Source organism: Methylobacterium fujisawaense (assembly GCF_039619325.1).
GTDB lineage: Bacteria > Pseudomonadota > Alphaproteobacteria > Rhizobiales > Beijerinckiaceae > Methylobacterium > Methylobacterium fujisawaense.
On sequence record NZ_CP155000.1, the window covers coordinates 2,925,947 to 2,939,720 of the forward strand.

Here is a 13,774-nt window from a genome sequence, read left to right on the forward strand (position 1 = left end):
GAACGATGTGCGCCCAGGGCACTGAATGCGTCCTGAATACGTAGCCGTGCGTCAACCCCGGCGGTTGTCGGCGTCGGTCCGGACATTCCCTTCGCGGTTGATCTGGCGGCGGACGGCATCGTGCCGACATGACGGCCGAGGCGGCGCCCGGTTCCACGCCGCGGGCCGCTTCGCACAGGCGCGTCGACCGCTGTCATGGCGACGGAGCCGGGGCGGGCCCGCAGGCCAGGGCGGCGCGGGCCGGCGGGTTGACCCCGCCGGGTCCCGCCGGCGCGGCCAGCGCGCCGCCGCCGGACCCGAGCGTCCAGGCGCGCCGGCCGACCGCACCGCCCTCGTGGACGGCGACCGTCACCGCCGCGGTGGCGGCCAGGGCGAGCCAGGCCCGGTCGAGAACCCTGTCCCAGCGCAGGCGCATCTCACGCTCCCGTCAGCAGCTTCCAGAGGGCCCGCAGGGCGGGGACATGCGCGGCGAGCCACGCGACCTGATCGGAGAACCAGTGCGCGGCCGCCGCCGCGGCGACGAAGGCGAACACCGTCGCGTGCTTCAGCCGCCGCAGGTAGCGGCGCAGCGCCCGGCGCTCGACATGCGCATCGACCAACTCGTCGAGGGCGGCGAGCCGCGGCTCGGTCTGACGCGCAAACCACGCGTGCCAGAAGGGCGGGAAGCGGATCGTCCGGGGCCGGCCGCCCAGCGCGACGCCGGGACCGGTCCCGTCCTCGGGGGGCTCGACCGCCCGTCCCGAGGCCCTGCGGGTCGTGGTGCGGGCGGTGTTCATGGCGTCGATCCCTGTTCCACGGGCTCGCGGGGCGCCGGCCTCAGCCGGGGCGCTTGTCCGGCTCGCGCAGTTGGGTCAGCGCCGGGGCGAGGACGTTGGCGGCGCTCGCCTGCGGATCGAGGGGCAGCGCCCGGAAGATCCGCGCGGCGACGCCCTCGGGCCCGCCCGCCTTCCGGACGACGTGCGCGGGGGCGGTCGCGAGCACGTGACGGGCGCCGGCGGCCACCACTGCGGCGCCGACATCGACGCCGACGGTCCGACCCCGGGCGGCCCCGGCCACGGCATTCTGCCCGAACTCGGCCCCGGCGCGGATCGCGGCCTCGATCCGATCGCGGGTGAGCACCGAGGCGGCCCAGGGCGCGACCCGGGCGATGCCGGCGGTGACGGCGGCGGCGGCGAGGGGCACGAGGGCGGCGGTCACCGGCTGGAGCAGGCCGACCAGCCAGTCGCCCCACGGGATCGCCAGGTCGGTGGCGGAACGGGCGGCGGCCGGCTCGGCGAGCGCGGCAAGCGACAGGCTCGTGCAGGCGAGGGCGAGGCCCGCCCGGATACGGTGCATCATCGTCGATCTCCGTGGCTATGCGCGCGGCGGACCCGGCCGGCTCGGGATCGGGTGCGACGGGGCCGGTCAGGCCCGTCCGGGCCGCCGGGCCGGTGCCGGAGCGGCGGGGCCGTCGCGAAGGGCGTCGAGCGCCCGGCGGGCCCAGGAGAGGCGGCGCGCGGGGGCGACGACGCCCGGCCGCTCGTAGCGCCGCCAGACCGTCTCGGTGGCGGCCGCGAGGGTCGTCGTGGTTCTCAGGGCGGCGAGGGCCGGCGCCTCGGTGGTGCGCAGCTCGGCGCAGAGATAGCCGTAGCCCGCTTCGGGATCGGCGGGATCGAGGCCGCGCGCCCGGCACCAGGCCTCCAGGGCGACGCGCCGGGGGCCGGTCCACTGGGCCAGCCCCCATCCGCCGCGGGAGCCGGGCACCGCGGGGGCGATCTCCTGGAGGTGGCGGAACCCGCCGGTCTCGTAGCCGAGATTGCCCAGGAGCCCGGCGGCCTGGACGTCACTCAGGCCGAGATCGCGCATCAGCCGCGGCCCGAGGCGGCGGCATGAGGCGGCGAAGGAATCCCGCGCATTCGGGAGGGGGCTCGACATGGGCGTGCTCCGGACGATGGCGTGCCCGACCCCGCCGGGCTAAGGCGGCGCCGCCCGATCCCGGGCGCGGCGCCGATGGGGGACGTGTGGGACGCGGACAGGACCGGCCGCTCGTGTTCATCGGCGATTCGATCACCGCCGCCTGGGGCGTCGTGCGGGCCGAGACCTTCGCGCGACACGGCTTCGTGACCCGGGGGGTGCCGGGCGAGACGAGCGCGCAGATCCGGGCGCGCTTCCTCCGGGACACCGCGGATGCGCGCGGCGTCCACCTGCTCTGCGGGATCAACGACATCGCGGAGATCGGCGGCCCGGTCCCGGACCGGGCGATCGCCCAGAACATCATCGCCATGGGGCGGATGGCCTTCGCGGCCGGTCTGCCGCTCACCATCGGCACCGTGATGCCGAGCGACTTCTGGGGCTGGCGCCCCGAGTTGCGCCCGGTGGCGCGGATCCGCGCCCTGAACGGATGGCTGCGCGGCTATTGCGCGGCGGGCCCCGCCCGCCTCGTCGATTACGGGCCGGCGCTCGCCACGGCGGAGGGGGCGCTCCGGCGGGATCTCACCGACGACGGCATCCACCTCAACGGGGCGGGGTACGCGGCCGTGGAGCCGGTCATGCTGCGAGCCCTCGGCGCAGTCCCGGACTGACAGCGGACGCGGCCGCGACGGACCCGCAGGGTCAGGCGCTCACGCACCCAGCGCGAGCCAGTAGGTCGGCACCGACCCGGCGCCCGCCACCGAACCGGCCGTCGCGCGACGGGTGCGGAGCGTGAATCCGGCGACGGCCACGTCGCTGACCTGCGCGGCGTAGAGCGCGGCGCCGGCCCCGGCGACCGGCTGCGCCCAGACCCCGAGGCAGCTCCCCGGGAAGGCGGTGCCGAACGCCACCGCAACGTCCGCGTCGGCGGCGGTGACGAGCCCCCATTGCACGATCAGGCCGCCCGGGAGCCGGACCGACCCGTTCGCGCCGAGCACCTGCGCGCCGGTCGCGAGCGGCGTCCCGTCGGCGCGCTGGTAGTGGTGCACGCGCCAGCGGCCCGCCGCGTCCGAGGTGGCGATGCAGGTGTCGTCGGGGGCCGTGACGAGATCGGCCCGGGTCGGCAGCGCCAGCGCCTCAGGATCGTGGACCAGGGTCGCGGCCCCCGAGAAGCGCACGAACCGCTCTCGGTCGGCCGCGGCGCCGAAGCTCGCGATCCGTGCCGCGCCGGTGACGAGGACCCGCCGCGTGCCCGCACCGCCGAGGTCGGTGGTGGGGGCGGCCGCGAGCGCGGTCTCGGCCGAGGCGAAGTCGATCCCGCCGGTCCGGGCCGAAGCGGTGAGCGCCGTGGCGAAGGCGGACCCGTCGGGCGAGACCTTCAGGCTGAAGTCGTCGCTCCCGAGGGTGCCCAGCATCGCCCGCGCCGCGTAGCCGGTCTCGAAGACCAGAGCGGCGTCGCGGGCGGCGGCCTTGCGGTTGACGAACACCCGCATGTCGCCGCTGCCCGGCGTGGCGTCGTCCCAGGTCAGGAGCGCGGCATCGGCCTTGACGGCGAGGCGGTTGGTGGCGTCCGCCCCCGTGTTGATCCCGAGGCGGCTGACGCTCTGGATCGCCGTCAGCGTCCGGCTCAAGCTCGTCCAGGCCGCGCCCTCGAAGACGTAGAGGTCGGCCTCGTCGATCAGCCAGGCGAGCCAGCCTGCCCGCGGCACCGCGCCGGTCCAGACCCCGTCGCCGTAGCGCACCACCTGTCCGGCGAGTCCCGCCCAGGCGCCCCCGGGCTCGGCGGCGACCACGAGGTAGCGGTCGCCCTCCGCGGGGCTCGGCGGCGGCGCGGTGAGGTCCTTGTCCAGGCAGGCCAGCTGGACGAGGGCGTCGAGAAGGCCGAGGGCCTCGTTGTGGGTGACGTGCTTCTGCGCCTGGCTGGCGGCGATCAGCGGCAGGCCGAGATGGGGCGTGGCGTCGGACATGGGGCAACTCCCGGGCGGTCAGGCCGTGCGGACGAGGATGCGGGCGCGACAGGCAGGGCCGGGGCCGGCGACCTGCCCGATCTGCGCCACGGCGACGTCGAGATGCGCCTGGGCCCCGCCGAAATCGGCCGCCTCGTCCGCGTAGATGCAGTGCTGGGCCTCGGCCCGGAGCGTGCGCAGGGCCGTGCCGGCGGCCGAGAACAGCGTCACCGCGTAGGCCTCCGGCTCGTCGAGCGGGATCTCGGCCGGCTCCCAGGCGTCGCCGTCGCGGCGGGCCCGGCGGATCCAGGAGAGCCGCACGCCATCCGCGCCGCGCCGCGCCCGCAGGTGGACCGGCCGCAGCGGCGTCAGCGCCGCGAGGCCGGCCGTGGCGGTGATCTCAGTGAAGGCCGGATCGGCCGGATCGCTGTCCGCAGGCCCGATCCGGTAGCGGAACCCGCGGCCGACCTCGTCCAGCCGGTCGATCAGGGGCGTCACGGCGCCGTCGTCGAGGCGCACGATCAGACTCCCCGCCGGGCTGACGCGCCCCGCCGCCGCCTCGCTTCCGGCGAGCCCGCGCAGGAAGCCGGACAGCCGGTAAGTGTCGGGCCCGGTCAGCAGCGCGTTCGCCGCGCAGAGCAGCTCCACGGCGCCATCCGCGCCGAGCAGGGCGAACAGGTTGCCCCCGGCGCGCATCGCGCCCTCCCCGATCGACGCGAGGGCCGCGCCGCGCCGCAGGGCAACGTCGAGATGCACATCCCGCTGGATCCGCCAGAGCGGGCCGGCCGGCAGCGCCGACAGGGTGCGCCCGAGGCAGGCCGGGTAGTCGACGACGCGGTGCAGGGCGAGCGGTCCGTCGCCCGCCGCGCGCCAGATCGCGACCGCGCCGGGCCAGGGTTCGGCCGCCACCGCGGCGTATTGCAGGACGGTCGGGCTGCCGCGGTCGACCGGCAGGTCGAGGGCCAGGGCGAGCGGCGGCCCCGGGAAGGCGGGCGGCGCCACCGCCGCCTGGGCCATCTGGCGAGGCAGCCCGCGCCCGGGCCCCGCCCGGGGCGGCACGCCGCTCGCCTCGATCCGGCGGCCCGTGGGCGCGTCGTCGATCCGGTCGATCCGGCGCAGGACCGTGCCGCCCGGAACCGCGCAGGGCACCGCCAGGAGGTCGCCGGGCTCCAGCTCGACCCGGCGCGGGCTCACGGTGAACACCGCGCTGTCGCGGGCCGCGATCAGCCGGTCGAGCAGCGCCTCGGCGAGCCCGTCGCCGGTCTCGCGGCGGGTGACGATCGCCGACTCGATCCGGGTCTCGCGCCGCCGCAGGCCGGCGGGCCGCACGGCCGCCGCCGTGGCGCGTCGGTAATCCGGGCTCTCGGATTCGGTGATCCCGAGCTCCACGGAGCGCGGCAGGGCGCTCTCCTCGGCCCGGACCTGGTGCAGGACCGGCCGGTCCTCGGACAGCCGGACGAGGTCGGCCTCGGCCAGGACCACGGGCCGGTCGCGGCGGGGACCGCGTATGCGCAGGGTCCCGGCCACCGCCGAGACGTCGAGGCCGTAGACCTGCGCCAGAGTCTCCAGAGCGCCGCGTGCCGTGAGCGGCCGGTCGATCACGTAGCCGTCGAGATAGGCAGCGGCCTCCACGGAGACCGGCGCGTCGAAGCCGAAATCCGCGAGGATCCTCAGGACCAGCAGGTCGAGGTCGCAGCCTTCGATCCGGCCGGTGATCCAGTGGCCCACCCGCCAGTTGGCGTCGTCGGCCCAGACGCCCCGCACCGTCGGGAAGGCCGGGAAGGGCCGCGCGTCCCAGGCCCAGACGAAGATCCCGTCGGGATCGACCATGCGGCCGCCATAGACCGGCGAGACCGGGTTGTCGGCCTCCCGGAAGCCCGGCACGGCCGGGTCGAACCGGGCGATCACGGCTTCCAGACCGCGGAGCTGGATCAGCTCGTCCCGCAGGGCCCGGGATTCCGGCGGGAAGGCGCTCTCGGAGGATTTCGGGTCCGGGAAGACGTTGGGCCCGTTGGTGCCCTTGTCCACCGCCGGCACGCCGATCTCGGTGAGCCAGATCGGCTTGCCGGCCGGCACCCAGGCGGTGCTGCGGGTCTCGACGCCGCCGTCGCGCTCCACGTGCGGGCTCGACCACCACGCGACGAGATCCTTGGCCCGGTAGAGCCACGGCTTGCCGGCGGCGCCGTCTGTGATCGGCCGGCGCGCCTGGGCGGCCCGGTCGTCCGCGTCGGCGTAGTACCAGTCGAAGGCCTCGCCGGACGCGCCGCGCGCCTTGAGATAGGCCCGGTCGGCGATGTCGCCCGTCACCGCGAGGTCGGCGTGGTCCGGGTCGTCGCGCCAGTCGGAGACGGGCGGGTACCAGTCGATCCCCACGGCGCCGATGTTCGGATCGGCGAAGAGCGCGTCCAGGGGGAAGCGCACCGTGGCGCCGCCGTCGCGGACATGGGCGCCGTATTCGGTCCAGTCGGCGCCGTAGACCAGGGTGACCGCCGGGCCGAGGCGTTCGCGGAGCGCGGCGGCGAGGTCGCGCAGGGCGTCCACGGCCGGGTAGCCGGCGGCGCCGCGCACCCGGGTGAGGCCGACGAGCTCGCTGCCGATCACGAAGGCCGCGAGCGGCACCCCGGAGGCCGCCCAGCCGGCCGCGAGGCCGGCGTAGTGGAGCAGAGCGGCACGGTACCCGCCCGCGAAGAAGGCCGCGACCTGCGCGTCGGCCGCGGCGGTCCCGTCCGGGCTTCCCGGGCGGCCCGGGGCCGGATCGCAGGTGATGCGGCCGCGCCAGGGATAGGCGGGCTGCGCGGCGCCGGGGACGTGCGGGTCGGGCAGCGCGTTGCCGGCCGGCACGTCCATCATGACGAACGGATAGAGCGACACCGCGAGGCCCCGGCGCGCCAGCTCGGCCACCAGCCGGGTCAGGCCCGCATCCGCGGGGGTGCCGCCAAAGGCCGGGCTGCCGTCCGGCAGGGTCGAGACCACCTCGGCCCGGTCGCGGGTGATCCCGGCGACGCGCCAATCCTCCGGCAGGGCGCGCTTGTGGGCGGCCTCGACCTTCGGCACGACCCGGCAGGATCCCGCCCGCAGGTCGGTGCCGAACCACGTCGCCACCACGGCGACCCGGCGCAGGTTCGGGCAGAGCGCCTGGAGGGCGTCGAGGGAGGCGACGACGTCGGTGCCGCGCTGGAGCTGGTGCCGGTTGGCGGCCTCGGTCCGGCCGAGCCCGAGATCGACGGTGACCCGGTCCGGATCGAGGCCGAACTCGCTGGCGCCGGGGATCAGGTCGACGGCCCGCACCCGACCGAACAGGCCGTTGACCGGTCGGATCACCTCGAAGGCGAATTGCGGGACGCGGTTGCCGAAGGCGGCGAGCGGCAGGTTCTCGAACACCACATAGGCGAGGCCGCGATAGGCCGGCGCGTTCTCAGCCCCCTCCTTGGCGACGATGAGCGGGTCGGGCTCCTGGCCGGGGCCGCCGGTATGGACCCGAAGGTTCAGGCCGACCTGGTCGATCTCCTTGCCGTCCGCCCAGATCCGGCGGACGAAGGCGATCTCGCCCTCGCACAGACCGACCGCGAGGTTGGCAAAGTAGGTGTAGCGGGTCGTGACGGTCCTCTGGCCGCCCGTCAGGCCGCCCATGGCCTTGGCGGGCGCGGCGGCGCGCTGCACCGCGGTGTTGGCGACCTCCAGCGGACGGGTCGCCCAGATCAGGGTGCCGCCGATCCGCGCCCGGCCGTAGACCCGCGGGATCGGATCGCCCTCGGTGGAGGTGAGCCCGGCCACGTCGGCGAGCCGCGGCCCTTCGACGAAGCGCGTAGATCGCCCGGACCCCGACAGGGCGCCGCCCAGCGCCGCGCCCGCGACCGAGCCGAGCGCCCGACCGACCATGCCGCCGATCGGACCGCCGAGGGCGGTGCCCACGGCCGCGCCGGCCGAGGACAGGATCAGCGTCGCCATGACGGGGCTCCGAGATCGACCTGTTCGCCATCGACTCGGCAGTCTCGATGCGCACCGCGGCCGGGCCGCAGGTCGGACTCGGCGACGCCGAGGCGGCCCGACGGGACGTCCGGAAACCGGAACACCCCCGTCACGTGCCGACGCCACCAGCCGGTGAGCGCCACCTCGGCGACCACCGCGCCGTCGTGGGCATGGATCATGGCGCCGTCGCCGGTGGCGATGGCGCAGTGGCGCGCCGGCAGGTGGCGGCGGAAGGCGAAGAGCAGGACGTCGCCCGCCCGCGGCGCCAGATCCGCCAGGGGTCCCGGCATCGGCACGAGGTGGCGGGCGGCCGCTTCGGTGAGGGGGTCGGTCCCGGGCGCGGCCGATTCCGCCCAGGTGCCCGAATAGGGGGGCGGCCCCTCCGGCTCGTCCCCGTAGAGCCCGCGCCAGACCCCGCGCAGCAAGCCCAGACAGTCGCACCCTACGCCCCGGAGCGAGGCCTGATGCCGGTAGGGCGTGACCAGCCACAGGCGCGCCTCGCCGAGCGCCGCAACACCGATATCCCGCCGCATCGCACTCATTGGAACAGGCTCCCGCCGTCGAGGACGTGGTCGGACCCCGGCACCGCGCGCATCACCGCGTCGTTGCCGGGCATGTGCGGGAAGCCCTGGAAATTGACCGCATTGGCGAAGCGGTCGCGGCACGTGGCGAGGCGCTTGTCGCACCCGGCCGTGAGGCTGAAACCGTCGCCGACGGCGACCGGCCGGGGCGGCACGGTCCAGAGCTCGATCAGGGACCCGAGCTGGAGGCGCAGATCCGCCGCGAGCCCGGCATTGGCCCCCGCGGTCCAGGTGAGCCGCCCGCCGGTGAACAGGCCGTCCGCGAAGGCGCCGACGAGCGTCGCCGCGAGCGTGGCCGGCTCCGGCACGCCGGTCACCCGGCCGGTGGTCGTCCACGCGGCGCGGTCCACCCGGCAGCGCGCATCACCGAGATCGGCACCGCAGGTCGCCCGGTAGGTGCGGCCCCGCTCGGCACCGAGCCGGTGGGCGAGGCCGCGCAGCTCCGCCACGAAGGCGTCCCCGTCGCGGCGCACCTCGCCGATGGTGGCGACGTCGATGAGAAGCCGCGTCTCGGGGTTGGTCCAGTCGACCAGCCAGGTCTCCACCGCGGCACCGTCGTAGAGGCCGCCGGCGATGTCCGCCTCGGTGAGGCCGAGGCTGCTGAGCGCCCCGGCCACATCGCCGCCCGAGACCGCGAAGCCGAGTTCGGCGCTGGCCTCGGCCGCCTCCAGCCCGGTGCGGGCGGCGTGGACGAGGCCCGCGACGGTCAGGTCGCGGTCGTGGTCGGTGAAGCCGAGGGCGAGCCCGTCGCGCCGCCGGAGGGACCAGCAGTGGCACAGAGTGGTCACGCCGCCCGCGAGATGGGCCGCGAAGGCCTCCGGGATGTCGCGCATGGCCTCACGCCTCCTCAGGGCACGATCTCGACGAGCGGCACCTTCGGGATCTCCCCGGCCGTGAAGGCGGCGAGGTCGATGGTCAGCGCGTCGGTGTCGAAGCGGACCGGAACGTCGAAGGCGAAGCCCGCCGTCACCGCGGCGCCCGGGGGCGGGACTTGGCCGGAGGCGAAGGTGACGAGACCGGTTGTCGGATCGCAGGCGAAGGCGCCGGGCTCGATCTCCCGGCCCGAGACCGCCACCCGGACGCTGCCCGCCACCGGCTTGGCGATCGGGCGGCGATAGGGCGCAAGACCGGCGCCGTAGGTCTTCACCAGGGGGAAGGCGGTCGCGGTGCCGTCACCCGTGCCGAGAGGCTGGTCGAGGGGCCCGATCGGCCGGCCGGGCGGCCCGGAGCGGTCGTCGACCCGGTCGTGGAACCGGAAGCCGTAGAGCCGCCCGCGCCGCTCCTCGAAGAAGGCGAGCACAGCATGCAGCGCGTCGAGGCCGCGCATGCCGAACCCGGCATCGTAGCGGCGGCGGGAATCGGCCCAGCGGCTGTTCCGGTGCTCCCGGCCCGAGGCCAGGGTCACGATCTCGGTGAGCCGCTGCGGGCCGCCGCTCGCGCGCAGGGACACGTCGAGGGGGAACAGCACCTCGTGGAAGTCGTCGGCCATGGCGAACTCGGCGGTTGGAGCGGGGCGTCGGCGGCGGGATCCCTCACGTCGCCCGCTGGCCGCGCGCCACCGCCCGGGCGAGGCTCGCGGTCACCTGGGCCTCGGAGCGGCGGAAGGCTCCCGGGTCGGGAGTCGCGATGTTGACGGTCACGGAAACCGGCCGGGCCTGAGCGCCACCCGCGGCGACGCCGAGCCGCCCGTCCGGACCGCGGCCCAGGGGCAGGATCGCCTCGGGGCCGGCCTCGCCCATGAGGCCGGCGCCCCCCGCCATGGGGAAGTAGGTCGGTGCGGCCACGACACCGCCGGCGGCGAAGGGCTGGACGCGGCCGCCCCGGAACACGCCGCCCCGGGCGAAGCCGGTCTCCGAGCCCGAGCCCAGCATCGCGCCGATGAGGCCCGTGACGCCCGATTGGATCGGCCCGGCCGCCGCCCGCGCCGCCACGCCGGCGAGGCGCGCCCCGATCGTGCCGAGCACACCGTCGAGGCTGCGACCGGAGGCGGCCCCGCGGGTCAGGGCCGTGTCGAGGCTGCGGCCGAAAGTCTGCGCCAGGCGGTTGAGGGTCTCGAGCTGCCTGATCCGGTCGTCGGCCTGGGTGTCGGTCTCGCTCTCGGCCATCGGGGCGCCTCATGTCGGATCGGGATAGGCGGCGAGCAGCCGCGCGAAGGCGGCGCGGGTCAGCGGCTCCGGCCCGCCGCGCCGGCCGAGCGCGGCGGCGAATTCGCGCGGGGTCGCCGACCAGAAATCGCGGGGTCGCCAGCCCAGAGCGCCGAGGCCGAGGGCCAGGGCGTCCTCCCAGGGGAAGCGGCCCGGAGCCGGACGCGGCGGCAGATCCGCATCCGGCTCTAGGGAGGGTTTGCCGGGCCCGGCGCCTCCCCGAAGGCGGCCGCCAGGACGTCCCCCAGGGCGGCCGAGACGGCATCGAGCCCCCCCGCGAGGGGCAGCCGCGCCACCGCCGCGTCGTCGAGATCTTGGCCGCCGCCCCGCAGGGCGACGCCCAGAAGGGCGATCAGGTCGCGGGCCGAGACGCGCCCGCCCGCGAAGCGCGCGGCGAGGCCCGCAAGATCGCCGGCCTGGAGCGCGGTCTCCAGCTCGGCCAGCGCCCCGAGGGTGAGGCAGAGGGTGTAGCGCTGCCCGCCGAGGTTGAGCGGCACCTCGCCGCGGATCCGGTTGGCCATGGGATTCAGGCCGCCGCGAAGGCGAGTGCGCCGCCGGATTCGAGGCTCATGTCGAAGGTCACCTCGCCGGCATGGTCGCCCCGGTATTCGAGGCTCGCGATCTGGAACGGTCCCTCCAGGGTCCCGAAGGCCGGGATCACGATCTGGAACACCTCGACCGCGCCCTCGAAGAACAGCAGCCGCAGGCGCGCATCCGACGCCTGGTCGCGGAACACGCCGGAGCCGGCGATCGCGGCCCGGCGCACCCCGGCGCCGGCCAGCAATTCGCGCCAGCGCCCGGCGGAATCGGCGTTGGTGACGTCGACGGTCTCGGCGTTGAGGGTGATCTGGCGGCTGCGCAGGCCCGCCACCGCCGTGAAGCCGCCCGCGCCGTCGCCGGCCCGGATTAGCAGGTCCTTGCCCTTCTGCGCGCCCATCGGCCTTCTCCTCACAGGGTCTCGGTGACGGCCTCGACCGTCAGGCTCGCGCGGGCCTCGCCGGTCCGGGCGTCGCGGTGGGCGCGGACGGCCCGCACCCGCAGGGTGACGAGCCGGCAGCCTGCAAGGGGGAGGACGGGCGGCGTCGCGGCGTCCTGCAGCAGGGCCGCCATCCGCGCCGCGGCGTCGAGGGCGGTGCGCACCGAGCCGGCCTGAGCGATCACCACGATCGCGTGGCTGTGCCGGTGGCGCTCGGCGCCGTCGACGGAGTCGTCCGTGATCTCGGCGTCGCCGAACAGGGCGTAGACCGGGAGCGTGCCCCGCGGCGGCTCGTCGTAGAGCCGGACCCGGCCGCCCAGCAGGGCGGCCAGGGCGGCATCGGCGGCGAAGCGGGCGATCAGGCCGGCGCGGAGCGCCAGGAGCGGGCCCGGATCGCTCACGACCGGCCCTCCCGGGGCAGTTCCTCGACGTGGCAGATCAGGTCGCGGCCCCGCGCATCCGGCTCGGTGACGGCGCGGATCGCGAAGCGGCGGGGGCCGGCGGCGAGCCGCATGGTCGGGTCGAGCTCGGCCCGGCTCCGCAGGGTGACGCGGTAGGCGGGCAGCGTGTCGGCGCGGCCGCCCGCCGGGCGATCGGCCATCCCCGCCGGGGCTAGGGCCCCCCACAGGACCGGGCCGGCCACGTAGCGGCGTAGCACGCCCCCGAAGCCGTCCGGCTCTTCCAGGGGCCGTTCGAGCACGAAGCGGCGGCGCCGCGCGCCGAGGGGCGGGTGTTGGGACGAGGACGCCATCGGGGAGACTCCGGGAGCGAGCGTCACAGCCGTGTCAGAGCCGCATCCGCCGGAACGGCGCGGCGAGTTCGGCCGCGTCGGTACGGGCGGCATCGGGCTCGTCGCCGCGATGCTCGTAGCGGGCGGCGGCGAGACGCAGGATCGCGAGGCGCAGAGGCTCGGGGAGCGGCGGCCCGTCGCCGCCGTATCCCGCCGCGACCTCGATCAGGATCGTGCGGCCGGCGGGATCCGGCACGGCGGGATCGATGCGCAGGGACGGCGCCTCGCCCGGATCGGGGCCGAGGCGCACGAGCCCCGCGGCGAGGGCGGTGACGCCCCCCGAAGCCTCCGCGAAGCCGGCGCGGAGGAGCGCGACCAGGGGGCTCAGGGGCAGCGGCACCTGCCCGTCCGGCGGCCATGCGGACAGGGCGATCCGGTAGCGGCCCGGGATCAGGATCCGGCGGGTCTCGATCTCCAGGCTCGCGCGCGCCGCACTGATCAGGGCCTGGAGCAGCCCGTCCTCGTCGGCACCCGCATCGGACTCGAACCGCAGGTAGGCGCGCAGGTCGGGCACGCCCACCGGCTCGACGGCGGCGGCCTCGATGCGTAACGGGATCATCGCGCGTCTCTCTGCAGGTGGTCCGATGCCGATCTCGAAGCGCCGCCCGGTGCGCCACCCGGCGGGGGGGAGCCTTGCGGCGGTCCTTGCGGCGGCCCTGGCGGCGATCCTGGCGCTCGCCGCCCTCCCGGCGCAGGCGGTGATCGGCGGCACCGAGGCGCCGGCCGGCGGGGCCGTGATGGTCCTGTCGTCGAAGGGCGGCGTCTGCACCGGCGTGGTGCTCGCCCCCGACACGGTGCTGACCGCCGGCCACTGCCTCGCCGACGCAAGGGAGCACCGCGTCCATTTCCGCGACGCCGCCGGCGAACCGGTCCTCGTCGACGTTGCCGCGCAGGCGCTGCATCCGGGCTACGCGCCCGGCGCGGCGGCGGCCCGGCGGCGCTCCATCGACCTCGCGCTGCTGCGCACCGCGACGCCGCTGCCGACCCGCTTCGCGCCCGTGACCCTGAGCGCCGCCCCGGCCCGGGCGGGCGAGATCCTGACCCTGTCGGGCTACGGCGCGGCCAAGCCCGGCGATCCGCGCTCCACCGGCACCTATCGCAGCGTTGGGCTGCCGGTGATCGAGCCCTACGGGCCGAGCCGGGTCCTGGTCTGGCTGAAGGGCACGGGCGGCGGCGCCTGCCAGGGGGATTCCGGCGGCCCGATCGCGGGACCGGACGGGGCCGTCCTGGCGCTGTCGGCCTGGATCGGCGGCGCCTGCGGCGGCCTGACCCAGGGCATCCTGACGGGGCCGCAGCGCGGCTGGATCGATCGCGTGCTCGGTGGCTGGAACCGGACCGCGCGCTGGACGGAGTAACGTCACGGCGACGTGTGCGCAGGGAACCTCAGCTTGGCCGGGCACTTGCCTTGCTCTAGGCTCAACGCGCGCCGCCTCCCGTATCCGGCGCCCCCACCCGCGCAGAGCGCGCGCCCGGAGATC

18 protein-coding genes are annotated in these 13,774 nt (G+C 76.3%); 2 read left to right on the plus strand and 16 right to left on the minus strand.

Annotation, left to right across the window (positions count from 1 at the left end):
* Positions 1-193 precede the first annotated feature (193 nt).
* The 4 genes from ABC766_RS13925 to ABC766_RS13940 form a co-directional block, all read right to left on the minus strand.
* Positions 194-415, minus strand: coding sequence for a hypothetical protein (locus ABC766_RS13925; RefSeq protein WP_043354856.1), 222 nt, complete (start codon positions 413-415; stop codon positions 194-196).
* A gap of 1 nt (position 416) precedes the next feature.
* A complete protein-coding gene (locus tag ABC766_RS13930; protein WP_287091395.1) occupies positions 417-776 on the minus strand; it encodes a hypothetical protein in 360 nt (119 codons plus the stop codon).
* 40 nt (positions 777-816) lie between these two features.
* Entirely contained in the window at positions 817-1,338 is a 522-nt protein-coding gene (locus tag ABC766_RS13935; RefSeq protein ID WP_051976246.1) for a hypothetical protein, read from the minus strand.
* 66 nt (positions 1,339-1,404) lie between these two features.
* Positions 1,405-1,914, minus strand: a complete 510-nt coding sequence (locus tag ABC766_RS13940; protein WP_287091396.1) for a phage tail tip lysozyme — start codon at positions 1,912-1,914, stop codon at positions 1,405-1,407.
* 86 nt (positions 1,915-2,000) lie between these two features.
* On the opposite strand from ABC766_RS13940, the gene ABC766_RS13945 reads away from it, so the two are divergent.
* On the plus strand, positions 2,001-2,561 hold the full coding sequence (locus ABC766_RS13945) for a GDSL-type esterase/lipase family protein (RefSeq protein WP_342140980.1): 561 nt from the start codon (positions 2,001-2,003) through the stop codon (positions 2,559-2,561).
* Positions 2,562-2,600: 39 nt separating this feature from the next.
* On the opposite strand, the gene ABC766_RS13950 is transcribed toward ABC766_RS13945, so the two are convergent.
* From ABC766_RS13950 to ABC766_RS14005, 12 genes are read right to left on the minus strand one after another with little or no spacing between them, the layout of a single operon-like run.
* A complete protein-coding gene (locus tag ABC766_RS13950; protein ID WP_345822479.1) occupies positions 2,601-3,857 on the minus strand; it encodes a DUF2793 domain-containing protein in 1,257 nt (418 codons plus the stop codon).
* 18 nt (positions 3,858-3,875) lie between these two features.
* Entirely contained in the window at positions 3,876-7,784 is a 3,909-nt protein-coding gene (locus tag ABC766_RS13955; protein ID WP_345822480.1) for a baseplate multidomain protein megatron, read from the minus strand.
* Positions 7,772-8,347: an NlpC/P60 family protein gene (locus tag ABC766_RS13960; RefSeq protein WP_345822481.1), complete on the minus strand. Its 576-nt coding sequence runs from the start codon at positions 8,345-8,347 to the stop codon at positions 7,772-7,774. Before ABC766_RS13960 ends, ABC766_RS13955 begins: the two co-directional genes overlap by 13 nt.
* Positions 8,344-9,219: a DUF2163 domain-containing protein gene (locus tag ABC766_RS13965; RefSeq protein WP_345822482.1), complete on the minus strand. Its 876-nt coding sequence runs from the start codon at positions 9,217-9,219 to the stop codon at positions 8,344-8,346. The genes ABC766_RS13960 and ABC766_RS13965 overlap by 4 nt, the downstream gene beginning before the upstream one ends.
* Before the next feature lie 14 nt (positions 9,220-9,233).
* Complete coding sequence (locus ABC766_RS13970) at positions 9,234-9,875, minus strand: DUF2460 domain-containing protein (protein WP_345822483.1); 642 nt, start codon at positions 9,873-9,875, stop codon at positions 9,234-9,236.
* Positions 9,876-9,918: 43 nt separating this feature from the next.
* Positions 9,919-10,491, minus strand: a complete 573-nt coding sequence (locus tag ABC766_RS13975; protein WP_345822484.1) for a phage tail tape measure protein — start codon at positions 10,489-10,491, stop codon at positions 9,919-9,921.
* Positions 10,492-10,500: 9 nt separating this feature from the next.
* Positions 10,501-10,704: a phage tail assembly chaperone gene (locus ABC766_RS13980; RefSeq protein ID WP_345822762.1), complete on the minus strand. Its 204-nt coding sequence runs from the start codon at positions 10,702-10,704 to the stop codon at positions 10,501-10,503.
* 14 nt (positions 10,705-10,718) lie between these two features.
* Entirely contained in the window at positions 10,719-11,051 is a 333-nt protein-coding gene (locus ABC766_RS13985) for a gene transfer agent family protein (protein ID WP_345822485.1), read from the minus strand.
* 5 nt (positions 11,052-11,056) lie between these two features.
* Positions 11,057-11,467: a phage major tail protein, TP901-1 family gene (locus tag ABC766_RS13990; RefSeq protein WP_043349538.1), complete on the minus strand. Its 411-nt coding sequence runs from the start codon at positions 11,465-11,467 to the stop codon at positions 11,057-11,059.
* An 11-nt stretch (positions 11,468-11,478) separates the two neighbouring features.
* On the minus strand, positions 11,479-11,907 hold the full coding sequence (gp17, locus tag ABC766_RS13995) for a tail completion protein gp17 (protein WP_043349542.1): 429 nt from the start codon (positions 11,905-11,907) through the stop codon (positions 11,479-11,481).
* Entirely contained in the window at positions 11,904-12,257 is a 354-nt protein-coding gene (locus tag ABC766_RS14000) for a head-tail adaptor protein (protein ID WP_342140977.1), read from the minus strand. Before ABC766_RS14000 ends, gp17 begins: the two co-directional genes overlap by 4 nt.
* Positions 12,258-12,291: 34 nt before the next feature.
* Complete coding sequence (locus ABC766_RS14005) at positions 12,292-12,855, minus strand: head-tail connector protein (protein WP_342140976.1); 564 nt, start codon at positions 12,853-12,855, stop codon at positions 12,292-12,294.
* 25 nt (positions 12,856-12,880) lie between these two features.
* On the opposite strand from ABC766_RS14005, the gene ABC766_RS14010 reads away from it, so the two are divergent.
* Entirely contained in the window at positions 12,881-13,651 is a 771-nt protein-coding gene (locus ABC766_RS14010) for a S1 family peptidase (protein ID WP_342140975.1), read from the plus strand.
* The last annotated feature ends 123 nt before the right edge of the window (positions 13,652-13,774 follow it).

Bases quoted from the DNA above. Each gene is read 5' to 3' on its own strand.
- ABC766_RS13925 (WP_043354856.1), bottom strand. From the start codon at position 415: ATGCGCCTGCGCTGGGACAGGGTTCTCGACCGGGCCTGGCTCGCCCTG.
- ABC766_RS13930 (WP_287091395.1), bottom strand. From the start codon at position 776: ATGAACACCGCCCGCACCACGACCCGCAGGGCCTCGGGACGGGCGGTC.
- ABC766_RS13935 (WP_051976246.1), bottom strand. From the start codon at position 1,338: ATGATGCACCGTATCCGGGCGGGCCTCGCCCTCGCCTGCACGAGCCTG.
- ABC766_RS13940 (WP_287091396.1), bottom strand. From the start codon at position 1,914: ATGTCGAGCCCCCTCCCGAATGCGCGGGATTCCTTCGCCGCCTCATGC.
- ABC766_RS13950 (WP_345822479.1), bottom strand. From the start codon at position 3,857: ATGTCCGACGCCACGCCCCATCTCGGCCTGCCGCTGATCGCCGCCAGC.
- ABC766_RS13955 (WP_345822480.1), bottom strand. From the start codon at position 7,784: ATGGCGACGCTGATCCTGTCCTCGGCCGGCGCGGCCGTGGGCACCGCC.
- ABC766_RS13960 (WP_345822481.1), bottom strand. From the start codon at position 8,347: ATGAGTGCGATGCGGCGGGATATCGGTGTTGCGGCGCTCGGCGAGGCG.
- ABC766_RS13965 (WP_345822482.1), bottom strand. From the start codon at position 9,219: ATGCGCGACATCCCGGAGGCCTTCGCGGCCCATCTCGCGGGCGGCGTG.
- ABC766_RS13970 (WP_345822483.1), bottom strand. From the start codon at position 9,875: ATGGCCGACGACTTCCACGAGGTGCTGTTCCCCCTCGACGTGTCCCTG.
- ABC766_RS13975 (WP_345822484.1), bottom strand. From the start codon at position 10,491: ATGGCCGAGAGCGAGACCGACACCCAGGCCGACGACCGGATCAGGCAG.
- ABC766_RS13985 (WP_345822485.1), bottom strand. From the start codon at position 11,051: ATGGCCAACCGGATCCGCGGCGAGGTGCCGCTCAACCTCGGCGGGCAG.
- ABC766_RS13990 (WP_043349538.1), bottom strand. From the start codon at position 11,467: ATGGGCGCGCAGAAGGGCAAGGACCTGCTAATCCGGGCCGGCGACGGC.
- ABC766_RS14000 (WP_342140977.1), bottom strand. From the start codon at position 12,257: ATGGCGTCCTCGTCCCAACACCCGCCCCTCGGCGCGCGGCGCCGCCGC.
- ABC766_RS14005 (WP_342140976.1), bottom strand. From the start codon at position 12,855: ATGATCCCGTTACGCATCGAGGCCGCCGCCGTCGAGCCGGTGGGCGTG.
- ABC766_RS14010 (WP_342140975.1), top strand. From the start codon at position 12,881: ATGCCGATCTCGAAGCGCCGCCCGGTGCGCCACCCGGCGGGGGGGAGC.